The organism is Kluyvera sp. CHPC 1.251 (assembly GCF_036759945.1).
In the GTDB taxonomy this organism is placed as follows: domain Bacteria; phylum Pseudomonadota; class Gammaproteobacteria; order Enterobacterales; family Enterobacteriaceae; genus Kluyvera; species Kluyvera sichuanensis.
In genome coordinates, this window is the sequence record NZ_JAPKIC010000009.1 from 40,909 (window position 1) to 55,432 (window position 14,524).

Genomic DNA, 14,524 nt, shown 5'->3' on the forward strand with positions numbered 1-14,524 from the left:
AAGGTCAGGCAGGATGCCTGACCTTGATGATATTAGCTGCTCGTTTTCGCCTTCGCCAACTCACGCATCAGCGGCATCATTACCCGCACGACTTCACGGCTGCGACGTTCAATACGCCCCGGCAGCGCTTTATCGAGATATTGCTGATTGTCGATATGGGCATTGTGCCAGCTGGTGCCGTCGGGGAAGCTCGCGCTTTTTGCCCGTTGCTGGTAGCCATCTTTTTTACCGAGCGACCAGTTCGTCGCCTCAACGGAGAGCACCGGAATTCCGGCTTTATCGAAAATCTCCGCGTCGTTGCAACAGCCGGTTCCCTGCGGATATTCTGCGTTCAGGCCTGGATTGGTTGCCGCTGCGATACCGCGGCTATGCGCGAGGGTCAGCGCGCGGTCGCGGGTCAGTTTGCGCACCGAGGCGGGCGTTTTCACGCCGCTGTTAAAATAAATTTTATCGCCGACCACCAGGTTATCGAGGTTGATAACCAGCAGGGTATTTTTCTTCTCTGCGCTGCTCATGCGTTTGAGAAGGTTCTCTGCGCCGAGCTTGCCTTCCTCTTCGCCGCTGGTGGCGATAAAGCGAATGCCATACTGGGTCGGAATGCTTTTAAAACGCTCAGCCAGCTCCAGCATGACGCCCAGGCCGAGCGCGTTATCGTCGATCCCCTGAAGCGTCAATCCACCAAGGTTATTCTCTACGTCGCTGTCGTTATGCGGCGCGTAGGTATCCAGATGCGCCATCACAATAATCTGCTGCGGTGATTTCCCTTCATGGGCGGCGATCACCGTGCTGCCAACCACGTTATGCCAGTTCTTACGGTTATCTTTGGTGGTGTAGATATAGCGGCTGTTAAAAGTGCGGATATCGCTCTGGTAGCCCATTTGCGCAAACTGCTGGCGAATGTAGTCAGCGGAGAGCATTTCGGCTGGCGTACCGGTAATACGGCCAGGAAAATAGGTAGCGATATAGCGAGCTTGCGTATTAGCGATGGTTCCCAGAGGCGTGGTGGCCGCCTGTGCTGGAAGAAGAGTGCAGACGCCGAGCGCCATGGCTGTCAGACAGTGGCGCAGTGCGGAGAACATAGGAGGTCCTTACAACGATGCAAAAAAATAGTCGCGAGTAGTATGAAACCGTGAAGGGGATTACACAATTTCAAAACCTCCTAAATGCCCGAAATAGCGGGCGTTAAGCACTTTTTGATATTTGCTTTTTCAGCTCGTTATTCCTTTGAGTAACAACTCATTCCTTTTCGTAATTTCATTTGGTCTAAACCACCCCCTATAGTCCCTCTATTGCTGATTGTTAGCGAGTTGTAGCACGACACCCGCAACAACAAAAAAAAGCGCCCGACGACACGACACAATCCGGCATCAACACAACAGACGTGCAATGAATCAGGCTTAAGGAACGGTTATGGACCAAAAACGACTTACTCACCTGCGGCAACTGGAGGCGGAAAGCATCCATATCATCCGTGAGGTGGCCGCCGAATTCGCTAATCCGGTGATGATGTACTCCATCGGTAAAGATTCCAGCGTAATGCTGCACCTGGCGCGCAAAGCGTTTTATCCTGGTACGCTGCCGTTCCCGCTGCTGCACGTTGATACCGGCTGGAAATTCCGTGAAATGTACGAATTCCGTGACCGTACCGCGAAGGCCTACGGCTGCGAACTGCTGGTGCATAAAAACCCGGAAGGGGTGGCGATGGGGATTAACCCGTTCGTGCACGGCAGCGCTAAGCATACCGACATCATGAAAACCGAAGGGCTGAAGCAGGCGCTGAACAAATACGGCTTTGATGCCGCGTTCGGCGGCGCGCGCCGTGACGAAGAGAAGTCACGAGCCAAAGAGCGTATCTACTCCTTCCGCGACCGCTTCCACCGCTGGGACCCAAAAAACCAACGTCCTGAACTGTGGCACAACTATAACGGCCAGATTAACAAAGGCGAAAGCATCCGTGTCTTCCCGCTTTCCAACTGGACCGAGCTGGATATCTGGCAGTACATCTACCTGGAAAACATCGATATTGTTCCACTGTACCTGGCCGCCGAACGTCCGGTGCTGGAGCGTGATGGCATGCTGATGATGATCGATGATGATCGTATCGACCTGCAGCCGGGTGAAGTGATTAAAAAACGGATGGTGCGCTTCCGTACCCTGGGATGCTGGCCGTTGACCGGCGCGGTAGAGTCCGATGCGCAGACGCTGCCGGAAATTATCGAAGAGATGCTGGTCTCGACCACCAGTGAACGTCAGGGCCGCGTGATTGACCGCGACCAGGCTGGCTCCATGGAGCTTAAAAAACGTCAGGGTTATTTCTAAGGAGCCGCCATGAACACCACTATTGCACAACAAATCGCTGATGAAGGCGGCGTGGAAGCGTATCTGCACGCCCAGCAGCACAAAAGCCTGCTGCGTTTCCTGACCTGCGGCAGCGTGGATGACGGCAAAAGTACGCTGATTGGCCGCCTGCTGCACGACACTCGTCAGATTTATGAAGACCAGCTCTCCTCGCTGCATAACGACAGCAAACGTCACGGTACCCAGGGTGAAAAACTCGATCTGGCGCTGCTGGTGGACGGCCTGCAGGCCGAGCGCGAGCAGGGTATTACCATCGACGTGGCATACCGTTACTTCTCCACCGAGAAGCGCAAATTTATTATTGCCGACACCCCGGGGCATGAGCAGTACACCCGCAACATGGCGACCGGTGCGTCTACCTGCGACCTGGCGATCCTGTTGATCGACGCCCGTAAAGGCGTACTCGATCAAACCCGCCGTCACAGCTTTATCTCGACGCTGCTGGGGATCAAACACCTGGTGGTGGCTGTCAATAAAATGGATCTCGTCGACTACAGCGAAGAGACCTTTACCCGCATTCGCGAAGAGTACCTGACCTTTGCCGAACAGCTGCCGGGCAACCTTGATATTCGCTTCGTACCGCTCTCCGCTCTGGAAGGCGATAACGTGGCCAGCAGCAGCGACAAGATTGCATGGTACAGCGGTCCGACGCTACTGGAAGTTCTGGAAACCGTGGAGATCCGCCGTACGGTGGACACCCAGCCAATGCGCTTCCCGGTACAGTACGTTAACCGCCCGAATCTCGATTTCCGCGGCTTCTCCGGCACCGTTGCCTCGGGCAGCGTGAAGGTCGGTCAGCGCATTAAAGTGCTGCCATCAGGCGTGGAGTCCACCGTTGCCCGTATCGTCACTTTTGATGGCGACCTGCCGGAAGCCTACGCCGGTGAAGCGGTGACGCTGGTGCTGAAAGATGAAATTGATATTAGCCGCGGCGATCTGCTGCTGGACGCGCAGGATGCGCTGCCGTCGGTGCAGCGTGCCGCCGTTGATGTGGTATGGATGGCCGAACAGCCTCTGGCGGCAGGGCAGAGCTACGACATCAAAGTCGCTGGCAAGAAAACCCGCGCCCGCGTGGATGGCATTCAGTATCAGGTGGATATCAATAACCTGACCCAGCGCGACGTCGATGCGCTGCCGCTGAACGGCATTGGCCTTGTAGACCTGACCTTTGACGAACCGTTGGTGCTCGACAAATATCAGGAAAACCCGGTGACCGGTGGCCTTATCTTTATCGACCGCTTAACCAACGTCACCGTTGGTGCCGGTATGGTGCGCGAGCCAAATACCCAGGAAACCGTGACCACCTCTGAATTCAGCGCCTTCGAGCTGGAGCTGAACGCACTGGTGCGCAAACACTTCCCACACTGGGGTGCGCGCGATCTGCTGGGAGGCAAGTAATGGCTCAGCATGACGAAAACGTCGTCTGGCACGCCCATCCCGTCACCGCGCAGCAGCGCGAACAGCTCCACGGTCACCGTGGGGTTGTGCTGTGGTTTACCGGGCTTTCGGGATCGGGGAAATCCACCGTAGCCGGGGCGCTGGAAGAGGCGCTGCATGAGCTGGGCGTGAGCACCTATCTGTTGGATGGTGACAATGTGCGTCATGGCCTGTGTAGTGATTTGGGCTTTACCGATGCGGACCGTAAAGAAAATATTCGTCGTGTGGGTGAAGTGGCAAAGCTGATGGTGGATGCCGGGCTGGTCGTATTGACTGCGTTTATTTCACCGCACCGGGCGGAGCGTCAGATGGTTCGCGAGCGCGTCGGCGATGACCGCTTCTTTGAAGTGTTTGTCGATACGTCACTGGCGACCTGTGAAGCGCGCGATCCGAAAGGACTCTACAAAAAAGCGCGCGCCGGCGAACTGCGGAATTTTACCGGAATTGATTCATCATATGAATCTCCCGAGCAGCCTGCAATCCGCCTTGATGGTGAACAATTAGTAACAAATTTGGTTGCGCAATTATTAGATCTACTCAAGCAGAGCGATATTATCAGATCCTGAAAACGTGCCGGAGTTTCCTGGCTCCGGCCTAACAGGATTATTTATGCGCAATACTCAGAACATCAACGTGGCCGAATCCGAGTCACTCGCCCCTACCTATGATGAGACCACATGGTCTTTGTCAGGGGCTTTTGTCGGCTTTGTCGCGTGGTTGATGGCGCTGGGTATTCCCTATCTGCATTACGGCAATAATACGCTGTTCTTCTTTTTGTACACCTGGCCTTTCTTCCTCGCCCTGATGCCTGTCTCGGTCGTAATCGGCGTTGCCTTTCACTCATTAGTGAAAGGCAAACTCGGCTACACCATTGTGGCAACGCTGGTAACGGTCGCGATTCTGTGTGGTTTGCTATTCATGTGGCTTATGAGTTAATGCGTCTGCATTAGCGCTTACCCGTGACGCGAGCGATGACCAGACGTGCCTTTCTGCGCTTGAAATATGGTACATTTCCAGCGATATGCGGTATCACCTGTGGCTGGAGTGGAGTATGACGGCAAGTTATGGGATGATAGTGCCGTTTTTCAGGGGGCAGGATGGGTAAATTAACGCTGCTATTACTGGCTTTGCTGGTCTGGCTACAATATTCGTTGTGGTTTGGAAAAAATGGTCTTCATGACTTCAGCAAGGTCCGTGATGATGTGACCGTACAACAGTCAACCAACGCGAAATTAAAAGCGCGAAACGATCAGCTCTTTGCTGAAATTGATGACCTCAACGGTGGCCAGGAGGCGATCGAGGAACGCGCACGTAACGAACTCAGCATGACCCGTCCGGGCGAAACTTTCTATCGTCTGGTTCCGGATGCGTCTAAACGCAGCCAGGGTGCGGGGCAAACGCAAACTAATCGATAAACAGTCCCAGGATGACGACATGGCCGTAACTTTTCCGGGCGTATGCGCCGTGGTGCCGGCAGCCGGATTTGGCCGCCGCATGCAAACGGACTGCCCAAAACAATATCTCTCAATCGGTAACAAAACGATTCTCGAACATTCGGTGGATGCGCTGCTGGCTAATGCCCGCGTCCAGCGGGTGATCATCGCCGTCTCCGCAGGAGATGAACGCTTCCAGCAGCTTCCGCTTGCGCAACACCCACAGATTACCGTCGTTGAAGGCGGCAGCGAACGCGCCGATTCCGTGCTGGCCGGTCTGCGTGCGATTGATGACGCCGAATGGGTGCTGGTGCACGATGCGGCGCGCCCGTGCCTGCATCAGGATGACCTTGCGCGACTGCTCCGCTTAAGCGACACCAGCCGCGTTGGCGGCATTCTGGCGGCGCCGGTACGCGATACCATGAAGCGTGCCGAACCCGCTAAAGCAGAGATTGCGCACACGGTCGATCGTAACGATTTGTGGCACGCGCTGACCCCACAATTTTTCCCTCGTGAGCTGCTGCTGGCGTGTTTAACCCGCGCGCTGAACGAAGGGGCGTCGATTACCGACGAAGCATCGGCATTAGAATATTGCGGCTTTCATCCCGAGTTGATTGCCGGACGTGCTGATAATATTAAGGTTACTCGCCCGGAAGATCTGGCGCTTGCCGAATTTTACCTCACCCGCTTGGGTTGACCTGGAGAAGACATAATGCGCATTGGACACGGTTTTGACGTACACGCGTTTGGCGGTGAAGGCCCAATTATCATCGGCGGCGTGCGTATCCCTTATGAAAAAGGGCTGCTGGCGCACTCAGACGGTGACGTCGCGCTGCACGCGCTGACCGATGCCCTGCTGGGCGCGGCGGCGCTGGGCGATATCGGCAAACTGTTCCCGGATACCGACCCGGCCTTTAAAGGGGCTGACAGCCGCGCTTTGCTGCGCGAAGCGTGGAAACGCGTGCAGGCGAAGGGCTACACGCTGGGTAACGTCGATGTCACCATTATTGCTCAGGCACCGAAGATGCTGCCGCATATCCCACAAATGCGCGTGTTTATTGCCGAAGACCTCGGCTGTCATATGGACGACGTTAACGTAAAAGCGACCACTACCGAAAAGCTCGGTTTTACCGGGCGCGGGGAAGGCATTGCTTGTGAAGCGGTCGCACTGCTGCATAAGGCGAAACCATGATTCCGTTTGACGCACTCACCTACCTGCACGGCAAACCGCAGGGAACCGGGCTGCTGAAGGCCAACCCGGAAGATTTTCTGGTGGTCGAAGATTTAGGCTTTGAGCCGGACGGCGAAGGCGAACATATACTGGTGCGCATTCTGAAAAATGGCTGCAACACCCGGTTTGTTGCCGACGCGCTGGCAAAATTCCTTAAAATACATGCTCGTGAAGTGAGCTTTGCTGGGCAAAAAGATAAACATGCGGTCACCGAACAGTGGCTGTGCGCCCGCGTGCCGGGCAATGTGATGCCGGATTTAAGTCAGTTCCAGCTGGAAGGGTGTCAGGTGCTGGAATATGCCCGCCATAAGCGTAAATTACGTTTAGGCGCGCTGAAGGGTAACCAGTTCACGCTGGTACTGCGCGAAGTCAACGGCCGCGACGATGTCGAAGCCAGGCTGCAGGCGATTGCCGAACGCGGCGTGCCGAACTACTTTGGCGCTCAGCGCTTTGGTATTGGCGGCAGCAACCTTCTTGGCGCGCTGCGCTGGGCCGAGAGCGGCGCACCGGTGCGCGATCGTAATAAACGCAGTTTTTGGTTGTCGGCGGCCCGCAGCGCGTTGTTTAATCAGATTGTGAGTGAGCGCCTAAAAAAACCGGACTTTAATCAAGTTGTTGACGGCGATGCGCTACAATTAGCGGGGCGTGGCAGCTGGTTTGTGGCCACCGACGACGAGCTTGCGGTGCTGCAGGCTCGCGTGGACGCGCGTGAACTGATGATTACCGCCGCGCTGCCCGGTAGCGGCGAATGGGGCACGCAGCGAACTGCTCTGGAATTTGAACAAACGACGCTGGCCGAAGAGACCGCGCTGCAGTCATTGCTGCTGCGCGAAAAGGTCGAGGCCGCACGCCGCGCCCAGCTGCTCTATCCGCAGCAACTTAGCTGGAACTGGTGGGACGACGTCACCGTCGAACTGCGTTTCTGGCTGCCGGCGGGAAGCTTTGCGACCAGCGTGGTAAGGGAACTTATCAATACAACAGGTGATTATGCGAATATTGCTGAGTAACGATGACGGGATCCATGCGCCAGGCATTCAGACGCTGGCCAGAGCCTTACGGGAGTTTGCCGAGGTTCAGGTAGTTGCACCCGATCGTAACCGCAGCGGTGCGTCGAATTCGCTGACGCTTGAGTCCTCGCTTCGTACCTTCACTTTCGAAAACGGCGACATCGCCGTCCAGATGGGCACGCCAACGGACTGTGTCTATCTGGGCGTGAATGCGCTGATGCGTCCGCGCCCGGACATCGTGGTTTCTGGCATTAACGCCGGGCCGAATCTGGGCGATGACGTTATCTATTCCGGCACGGTAGCGGCCGCGATGGAAGGCCGCCACTTAGGCTTTCCCGCGCTGGCGGTTTCACTCAATGGTCATCAGCATTATGACACCGCCGCCGCCATCACCTGCTCGCTGCTGCGTGCTTTAGCGCGCGAGCCGCTGCGGACCGGGCGCATTCTAAACGTTAACGTTCCGGATCTGCCGCTCGATCAAATCAAAGGCATTCGCGTCACGCGCTGCGGTAGCCGTCATCCGGCGGATAAAGTGATCCCGCAGCAGGATCCGCGCGGTAACACGCTTTACTGGATTGGCCCGCCGGGCGACAAATGCGATGCTGGCCCGGACACCGATTTCGCTGCCGTTGACGCAGGATACGTGTCCGTCACGCCGCTGCACGTCGACCTCACAGCCCATAGCGCGCATGAGGTGGTCACCGACTGGCTGGAGCAGGTGAGGGTTGACGTGCAATGGTAGTCAGTAAACGCATCCAGAGCCTGCTTAATCAGCTGCGCCAGCTCGGCATTCATGACGAGCGGGTGCTGGACGCGATGGCGCAGGTGCCGCGTGAAAAATTTATTGATGAAGCGTTTGAACACAGCGCGTGGGATAACGTTGCGCTGCCGATAGGGCAGGGACAGACCATTTCGCAGCCGTATATGGTGGCGCGAATGACGGAGCTGCTGGAGCTGACTCCGGACTCCAGAGTGCTGGAAATCGGCACCGGTTCGGGGTACCAAACCGCAATTCTCGCCCATCTGGTGCATCACGTCTGTTCCGTTGAGCGAATTAAAAGCCTGCAATGGCACGCGCGTCGTCGCCTGAAGCAGCTTGATTTACACAATGTATCTACCCGCCACGGCGATGGCTGGCAGGGGTGGCAGGCGCGCGCCCCGTTTGATGCCATTATCGTCACGGCGGCTCCGTTGGAGATTCCGGTTGCGCTGATGTCGCAGCTCGACGAAGGCGGTATTCTCGTTTTGCCCGTGGGTGATGATCAGCAATATCTGAAGCGCGTTCATCGGCGGGGAGGCGAATTCATTATCGATACCGTAGAGGCCGTCCGTTTCGTTCCCCTGGTGAAAGGGGAACTGGCCTGAGACCCGGATTATTCTGAGGTTTTTTGGCCCAATTCAGCGTATGGTGAACACGTTTTCCAGTGTTCAGCACGTGCGTTGCGCGGTATTCAGTCACTGGCAGTTAACCTATTCCTGGGGGATAAATGAGCGCGGGAAGCCCTAAATTTACCGTTAATCGTATTGTGGCATTATCACTGGCTTCACTTTGGCTAGCCGGTTGTACATCATCGAATAATGCCCCAGCGCCAGTCAGCTCCGTGAACAGTAACGGTTCCAGCAGCACGAGTTCCGGCATGTTAATTACGCCGCCGCCAAAAATGGGCAGCACGGCGCAGTCTACTCCTCAGATTCAACCGGTACGGCCGGTTCAGACGCAGCCCGTTCAAACCCAGCCGCGCATTGCTCAGCCCGTTGCTGAGCAGCCGGTGCAGATGGAAAACGGCCATATCGTCTACAACCGTAAATACGGTGATATTCCAAAAGGCAGCTACGCGGGCGGCAGCACCTATACGGTGAAGCACGGCGATACGCTGTTCTACATTGCCTGGGTCACCGGCAATGATTTCCGTGACCTTGCCCAGCGCAACAACGTCGCCGCGCCTTACGCGCTGAACGTTGGTCAGGTGCTGCAGGTAGGGAACGCTTCAGGGCAGCCGATCACCGGTAATAACCCGGTTGCGATAGCCAGCTCACAGACCAGCAGCGGAAGTTCCGGATTAGTCTCAAAACCTGCACAAAAATCAACCGCACCTGTTGCGTCGACCACGACAATTACGTATTCTGAGGATTCAGGTGAACAAAGTGCTAACAAAATGTTGCCTAATAACAAGCCTGCGACGAGCACCGTCACAGCGCCTGTAACGGCACCAACTGCGAGCACAACCGTACCGACTGCCAGCAGTACTTCAACCAGTTCGCCAATCTCATCATGGCGCTGGCCAACTGACGGCAAGATTATCGAAAACTTTAGCGGCACCGACGGTGGCAACAAAGGTATCGATATTGCGGGCAGTAAAGGACAGGCAATCGTCGCAACCGCCGATGGGCGCGTCGTCTATGCCGGTAACGCACTGCGCGGTTACGGTAATCTTATTATCATCAAACACAACGATGATTACCTGAGTGCCTACGCTCATAACGATACGATGCTGGTCCGGGAACAACAGGACGTAAAAGCGGGGCAGAAAATCGCTACCATGGGTAGCACCGGAACCAGTTCAACACGTTTGCATTTTGAAATTCGTTACAAGGGGAAATCCGTCAACCCGCTGCAGTATTTACCGCAGCGATAATTCGGCAAAGTACTTCACATGAACGCTTTCAGGCGACGCTGGCCGATGCTGGAGCCGCCTGAAAAGTAACATGCTAAGGTGCATTGCCTGGGGATCACGGGTAGGAGTCACCTTAATGAGTCAGAATACGCTGAAAGTTCATGATTTAAATGAAGACGCGGAATTTGATGAGAATGGAGTAGAGGTTTTCGATGAGAAAGCCTTGAGTGAAGAGGAACCCAGTGACAACGAACTCGCGGAAGAAGAGCTCTTATCGCAGGGTGCCACTCAACGTGTACTCGATGCGACTCAGCTTTACTTAGGCGAGATCGGCTATTCTCCGTTATTGACCGCTGAAGAAGAAGTCTATTTTGCTCGTCGTGCTCTGCGTGGCGATGTTGCCTCACGCCGTCGGATGATTGAAAGTAACCTCCGTCTGGTGGTGAAAATTGCCCGCCGTTACGGCAATCGTGGTCTGGCGCTGCTGGATCTTATCGAAGAGGGCAATCTGGGGCTGATTCGTGCCGTAGAGAAGTTCGACCCAGAACGTGGGTTCCGTTTTTCAACCTACGCCACCTGGTGGATCCGTCAGACCATTGAACGGGCTATCATGAACCAAACCCGTACCATTCGTCTGCCAATCCATATTGTTAAAGAGCTGAACGTTTATCTGCGTACCGCGCGTGAACTGTCGCACAAGCTGGATCACGAACCGAGTGCGGAAGAGATTGCCGAACAGCTGGATAAACCGGTTGATGACGTAAGCCGTATGCTGCGTCTCAATGAACGCATCACCTCAGTTGATACGCCGCTGGGCGGGGATTCTGAGAAAGCGCTGCTGGACATCCTGGCCGATGAAAATGAAAACGGCCCGGAAGACACCACGCAGGACGATGACATGAAGCAAAGCATCGTGAAATGGCTGTTCGAGCTGAACGCCAAACAACGAGAAGTGCTGGCGCGTCGTTTTGGTCTGTTGGGGTATGAAGCAGCTACGCTGGAAGATGTTGGTCGCGAAATTGGCCTGACCCGCGAGCGCGTGCGTCAGATTCAGGTTGAAGGTCTGCGTCGTCTGCGCGAAATCCTGCAGACTCAGGGGCTGAATATCGAAGCGCTGTTCCGCGAGTAATAAAGTTTTGTTCAAAGAGGTCAGCAGCAATGCTGGCCTTTTTCTTTGCCTTTTTTCCTCGCTATTCCATCATCTTACGCACCAGGTGCGTAAACTGCTCGCGTTCTTCGGGCGTTAAACGCTGCAAAAATTCGTTATCGACGCGATTTCCCACCGGCTGGCTGGCGGCCAGCAGCGCTTCACCTTGCTCCGTCAGAAAAACAAACCGACGGCGTTTATCGTCTGGGTCGTGCTCGCGTCTCACCAACCCTTTGAGCTCCATCCGGCTAAGCATCTCAGCGAGCGTGGCCTTGGTGCTGACCGCCACGCTGGTCAATGCCACCTGTTCAATGCCTGGGCTTTCAGCAATAGAGCGCATCACCGCATACTGCGGCTTGGTCAGCTCGGGTAATTCCTGCTGCCAGCGTGAAGTATGCTGCTGAAAAAGATGGCGAAGCAGATGGAACGCTTCGTTTTTGATTTTCATAATGGCTCTCCTGCAGGGGCGGGTGCCTATGATAGCCGTTCCCGGCAATTTGAACAAAAAATGCGAGCAAAGACGAACCGTCTTGTCAGCCTCAGTCGACAGGAGTAAGTTGGCATATATTGTTCGTACACGAACGAAATTGAGGTGAGCGATGAGACTGATTATTGGCATGACGGGAGCGACCGGCGCGCCGCTGGGTGTTGCGCTTCTCCAGGCATTGCGCGACATGCCGGAGGTGGAGACCCACCTGGTCATGTCGAAATGGGCGAAAACCACCATTGAGCTGGAGACCCCGTGGAGCGCACGCGATGTCGCGGCGATGGCCGACTTCAGCCACAGCCCGGCAGACCAGGCAGCCACCATCTCTTCCGGCTCTTTCCAGACCGACGGCATGATTATTATCCCGTGCAGCATGAAAACGCTGGCCGGTATCCGTGCAGGCTATGCCGAAGGCTTGGTCGGGCGCGCTGCCGACGTGGTGATAAAAGAGGGGCGCAAGCTGGTGCTGGTGCCGCGCGAAATGCCGCTCAGCACCATCCATCTGGAAAACATGCTGGCGCTGTCCCGCATGGGCGTGGCGATGGTGCCTCCGATGCCGGCTTTTTATAACCACCCGGAAACAGTGGACGACATTGTTCAGCATGTGGTGACGCGAGTGCTCGATCAGTTCGGCCTCAAACACGATAAAGCGCGCCGCTGGCAGGGTTTACCGGTGACAAAACAACTTTCACAGGAGAATGCATAATGGCTTTTGATGACTTACGCGGTTTTTTGCAGGCGCTGGAAGACCAGGGTCAGCTGCTCAAAATCAGTGAAGAGGTAAATGCCGAGCCGGATCTGGCGGCCGCGGCCAATGCGACAGGACGTATTGGCGACGGTGCGCCAGCCGTATGGTTCGACAATATCCGCGGCTTTACCGATGCCCGTGTGGTGATGAACACCATCGGCTCCTGGCAGAACCATGCGATTTCGATGGGCCTGCCGATGAATACGCCGGTGAAAAAACAGATTGATGAGTTTATTCGCCGCTGGGATAAATTCCCGATTACGCCGGAGCGCCGTGCTAACCCGGCGTGGGCGGAAAACACCGTCGATGGCGATGAGATTAACCTGTTCGATATCCTGCCGCTGTTCCGCCTGAACGATGGTGACGGTGGTTTCTACCTCGACAAAGCGTGTGTCGTGTCCCGCGATCCGCTGGACCCGGACAACTTCGGCAAGCAGAACGTCGGCATCTACCGTATGGAAGTGAAGGGCAAGCGTAAGCTCGGCCTGCAGCCGGTACCGATGCATGATATCGCGCTGCACCTGCACAAAGCGGAAGAGCGCGGTGAAGACCTGCCGATTGCGATTACCCTCGGTAACGACCCAATTATTACCCTGATGGGTGCCACGCCGCTGAAATATGACCAATCTGAATATGAGATGGCCGGTGCGCTGCGCGAAAGCCCGTACCCGATTGCCACTGCGCCGCTGACTGGCTTTGACGTGCCGTGGGGCTCTGAGGTGATCATCGAAGGGGTTATCGAAGGGCGTAAGCGCGAAATCGAAGGCCCGTTCGGTGAGTTTACCGGCCACTATTCCGGCGGCCGCAACATGACGGTAGTGCGAATTGATAAAGTCTCTTATCGCACGAAGCCGATTTTTGAATCCCTCTACCTCGGCATGCCATGGACTGAAATTGACTACCTGATGGGCCCGGCAACCTGCGTACCGCTGTATCAGCAGCTGAAAGCCGAGTTCCCGGAAGTGCAGGCGGTCAACGCCATGTATACCCATGGCCTGCTGGCAATCATCTCTACCAAAAAACGCTACGGCGACTTTGCCCGCGCGGTTGGCCTGCGGGCGATGACCACGCCGCACGGTCTGGGCTACGTGAAGATGGTGATTATGGTCGATGAAGACGTCGACCCGTTCAACCTGCCGCAGGTGATGTGGGCGCTGTCGTCGAAGGTGAACCCGGCGGGTGATCTGGTGCAGCTGCCGAATATGTCGGTGCTGGAACTCGACCCTGGCTCAAGCCCGGCGGGGATTACCGACAAACTGATTATCGACGCTACCACGCCGGTTGCGCCGGACAACCGTGGTCACTACAGCCAGCCGGTACAGGATTTACCTGAAACCAAAGTCTGGGCTGAAAAACTGACCGCCATGCTGGCTAACCGTAAATAAGGAGGAAAAGATGATTTGTCCACGTTGCGCCGATGAACATATTGAAGTGATGGCGAAATCGCCGGTAAAAGATGTCTGGACCGTATACCAGTGCCAGCATTGCCTGTACACCTGGCGCGATACCGAACCGCTACGCCGCACCAGCCGCGAACATTATCCGGAAGCGTTCCGCATGACGCAGAAAGATATTGATGACGCGCCGATGGTGCCAGCCATTCCACCGCTGCTGGCAGAAGATAAGCGCTAATGCACTCAACAGCGATGGGGTTTCGCCTTGTCGCTGTTGCTTTTTTACGGAAAACGCTGCTCATATTCCGGATTTTTTCTTATTTCTGAGACGCTCAATATTCCTTGGTATGTAAATATAGACATGGTTTTAAAAACAGTGTTGACACCGTGCGATAAGTGAGTAGATTAAGTATTAACAGCACAATAAAAGTAAGTGTTTAATCAGAAGTACTGGGGTTAGCCATTTTGTAATAAGGCCACGAAGTTTGTAGTTTGGGATGCAGTATGTTTTAAGGCCTCGTAGTAATTGTGCTGGAAAGCAAAATGGTAGAGTATGCGCGACGATGTAACGCCTTGTTTTAAATTCATTTACTGCGATTATCTTATTATGGTAAACGCAACGGTAATAAGGCAACGCATCAAAGAGTATATGTCGCGATGGGGGAAT

Annotated in this window: 17 protein-coding genes; 15 read left to right on the forward strand and 2 right to left on the reverse strand. The window is 55.3% G+C overall.

What is annotated here, in order from left to right; translation table 11 throughout:
* Positions 1-32 precede the first annotated feature (32 nt).
* Positions 33-1,079 (reverse strand): aminopeptidase, encoded by a 1,047-nt coding sequence (locus V6940_RS17125; RefSeq protein ID WP_333496659.1) that lies wholly within the window; start codon positions 1,077-1,079, stop codon positions 33-35.
* A gap of 331 nt (positions 1,080-1,410) precedes the next feature.
* Between V6940_RS17125 and cysD the strand changes: the two genes are divergently transcribed.
* The 12 genes from cysD to rpoS all read left to right on the forward strand — a co-directional run bounded on the left by cysD (position 1,411) and on the right by rpoS (position 11,210).
* Positions 1,411-2,319 carry a sulfate adenylyltransferase subunit CysD gene (gene cysD / locus V6940_RS17130; RefSeq protein WP_185668011.1) on the forward strand — a complete coding sequence of 303 codons (909 nt, stop codon included), beginning with the start codon at positions 1,411-1,413 and terminating at the stop codon, positions 2,317-2,319.
* 9 nt (positions 2,320-2,328) lie between these two features.
* A complete protein-coding gene (gene cysN, locus V6940_RS17135; protein ID WP_333496660.1) occupies positions 2,329-3,756 on the forward strand; it encodes a sulfate adenylyltransferase subunit CysN in 1,428 nt (475 codons plus the stop codon).
* On the forward strand, positions 3,756-4,361 hold the full coding sequence (cysC, locus tag V6940_RS17140) for an adenylyl-sulfate kinase (RefSeq protein WP_333496661.1): 606 nt from the start codon (positions 3,756-3,758) through the stop codon (positions 4,359-4,361). The genes cysN and cysC overlap by 1 nt, the downstream gene beginning before the upstream one ends.
* A gap of 43 nt (positions 4,362-4,404) precedes the next feature.
* The gene (locus V6940_RS17145) at positions 4,405-4,731 is read left to right on the forward strand and encodes a DUF3561 family protein (RefSeq protein WP_333496662.1); all 327 of its coding nucleotides are present in this window, start codon (positions 4,405-4,407) and stop codon (positions 4,729-4,731) included.
* A gap of 161 nt (positions 4,732-4,892) precedes the next feature.
* On the forward strand, positions 4,893-5,210 hold the full coding sequence (gene ftsB / locus V6940_RS17150) for a cell division protein FtsB (protein ID WP_185668015.1): 318 nt from the start codon (positions 4,893-4,895) through the stop codon (positions 5,208-5,210).
* A 19-nt stretch (positions 5,211-5,229) separates the two neighbouring features.
* Positions 5,230-5,925, forward strand: coding sequence for a 2-C-methyl-D-erythritol 4-phosphate cytidylyltransferase (ispD, locus tag V6940_RS17155; RefSeq protein ID WP_333496663.1), 696 nt, complete (start codon positions 5,230-5,232; stop codon positions 5,923-5,925).
* Positions 5,926-5,940: 15 nt separating this feature from the next.
* The gene (gene ispF / locus V6940_RS17160) at positions 5,941-6,420 is read left to right on the forward strand and encodes a 2-C-methyl-D-erythritol 2,4-cyclodiphosphate synthase (protein WP_185668017.1); all 480 of its coding nucleotides are present in this window, start codon (positions 5,941-5,943) and stop codon (positions 6,418-6,420) included.
* The gene (truD, locus tag V6940_RS17165; RefSeq protein ID WP_333496664.1) at positions 6,417-7,466 is read left to right on the forward strand and encodes a tRNA pseudouridine(13) synthase TruD; all 1,050 of its coding nucleotides are present in this window, start codon (positions 6,417-6,419) and stop codon (positions 7,464-7,466) included. The genes ispF and truD overlap by 4 nt, the downstream gene beginning before the upstream one ends.
* Positions 7,447-8,208 (forward strand): 5'/3'-nucleotidase SurE, encoded by a 762-nt coding sequence (gene surE, locus V6940_RS17170; protein ID WP_333496665.1) that lies wholly within the window; start codon positions 7,447-7,449, stop codon positions 8,206-8,208. The genes truD and surE overlap by 20 nt, the downstream gene beginning before the upstream one ends.
* Entirely contained in the window at positions 8,202-8,831 is a 630-nt protein-coding gene (locus V6940_RS17175) for a protein-L-isoaspartate(D-aspartate) O-methyltransferase (protein ID WP_333496666.1), read from the forward strand. The genes surE and V6940_RS17175 overlap by 7 nt, the downstream gene beginning before the upstream one ends.
* A 122-nt stretch (positions 8,832-8,953) precedes the next feature.
* Positions 8,954-10,102 carry a murein hydrolase activator NlpD gene (gene nlpD, locus V6940_RS17185; RefSeq protein ID WP_442910828.1) on the forward strand — a complete coding sequence of 383 codons (1,149 nt, stop codon included), beginning with the start codon at positions 8,954-8,956 and terminating at the stop codon, positions 10,100-10,102.
* Between the two features lie 115 nt (positions 10,103-10,217).
* Positions 10,218-11,210, forward strand: a complete 993-nt coding sequence (rpoS, locus tag V6940_RS17190; RefSeq protein ID WP_035892885.1) for an RNA polymerase sigma factor RpoS — start codon at positions 10,218-10,220, stop codon at positions 11,208-11,210.
* A gap of 61 nt (positions 11,211-11,271) precedes the next feature.
* Here the strand turns inward: rpoS and V6940_RS17195 are convergent, their stop codons facing one another.
* Complete coding sequence (locus V6940_RS17195; protein ID WP_333496667.1) at positions 11,272-11,676, reverse strand: MarR family winged helix-turn-helix transcriptional regulator; 405 nt, start codon at positions 11,674-11,676, stop codon at positions 11,272-11,274.
* A gap of 151 nt (positions 11,677-11,827) precedes the next feature.
* On the opposite strand from V6940_RS17195, the gene V6940_RS17200 reads away from it, so the two are divergent.
* The 3 genes from V6940_RS17200 to V6940_RS17210 are packed head-to-tail and all read left to right on the forward strand — an operon-like array spanning position 11,828 to position 14,095.
* Entirely contained in the window at positions 11,828-12,421 is a 594-nt protein-coding gene (locus V6940_RS17200; protein WP_333496668.1) for a non-oxidative hydroxyarylic acid decarboxylases subunit B, read from the forward strand.
* On the forward strand, positions 12,421-13,848 hold the full coding sequence (locus V6940_RS17205; protein ID WP_333496669.1) for a non-oxidative hydroxyarylic acid decarboxylases subunit C: 1,428 nt from the start codon (positions 12,421-12,423) through the stop codon (positions 13,846-13,848). Before V6940_RS17200 ends, V6940_RS17205 begins: the two co-directional genes overlap by 1 nt.
* A gap of 10 nt (positions 13,849-13,858) precedes the next feature.
* Positions 13,859-14,095: a non-oxidative hydroxyarylic acid decarboxylases subunit D gene (locus V6940_RS17210; RefSeq protein WP_333496670.1), complete on the forward strand. Its 237-nt coding sequence runs from the start codon at positions 13,859-13,861 to the stop codon at positions 14,093-14,095.
* Positions 14,096-14,524 lie beyond the last annotated feature (429 nt).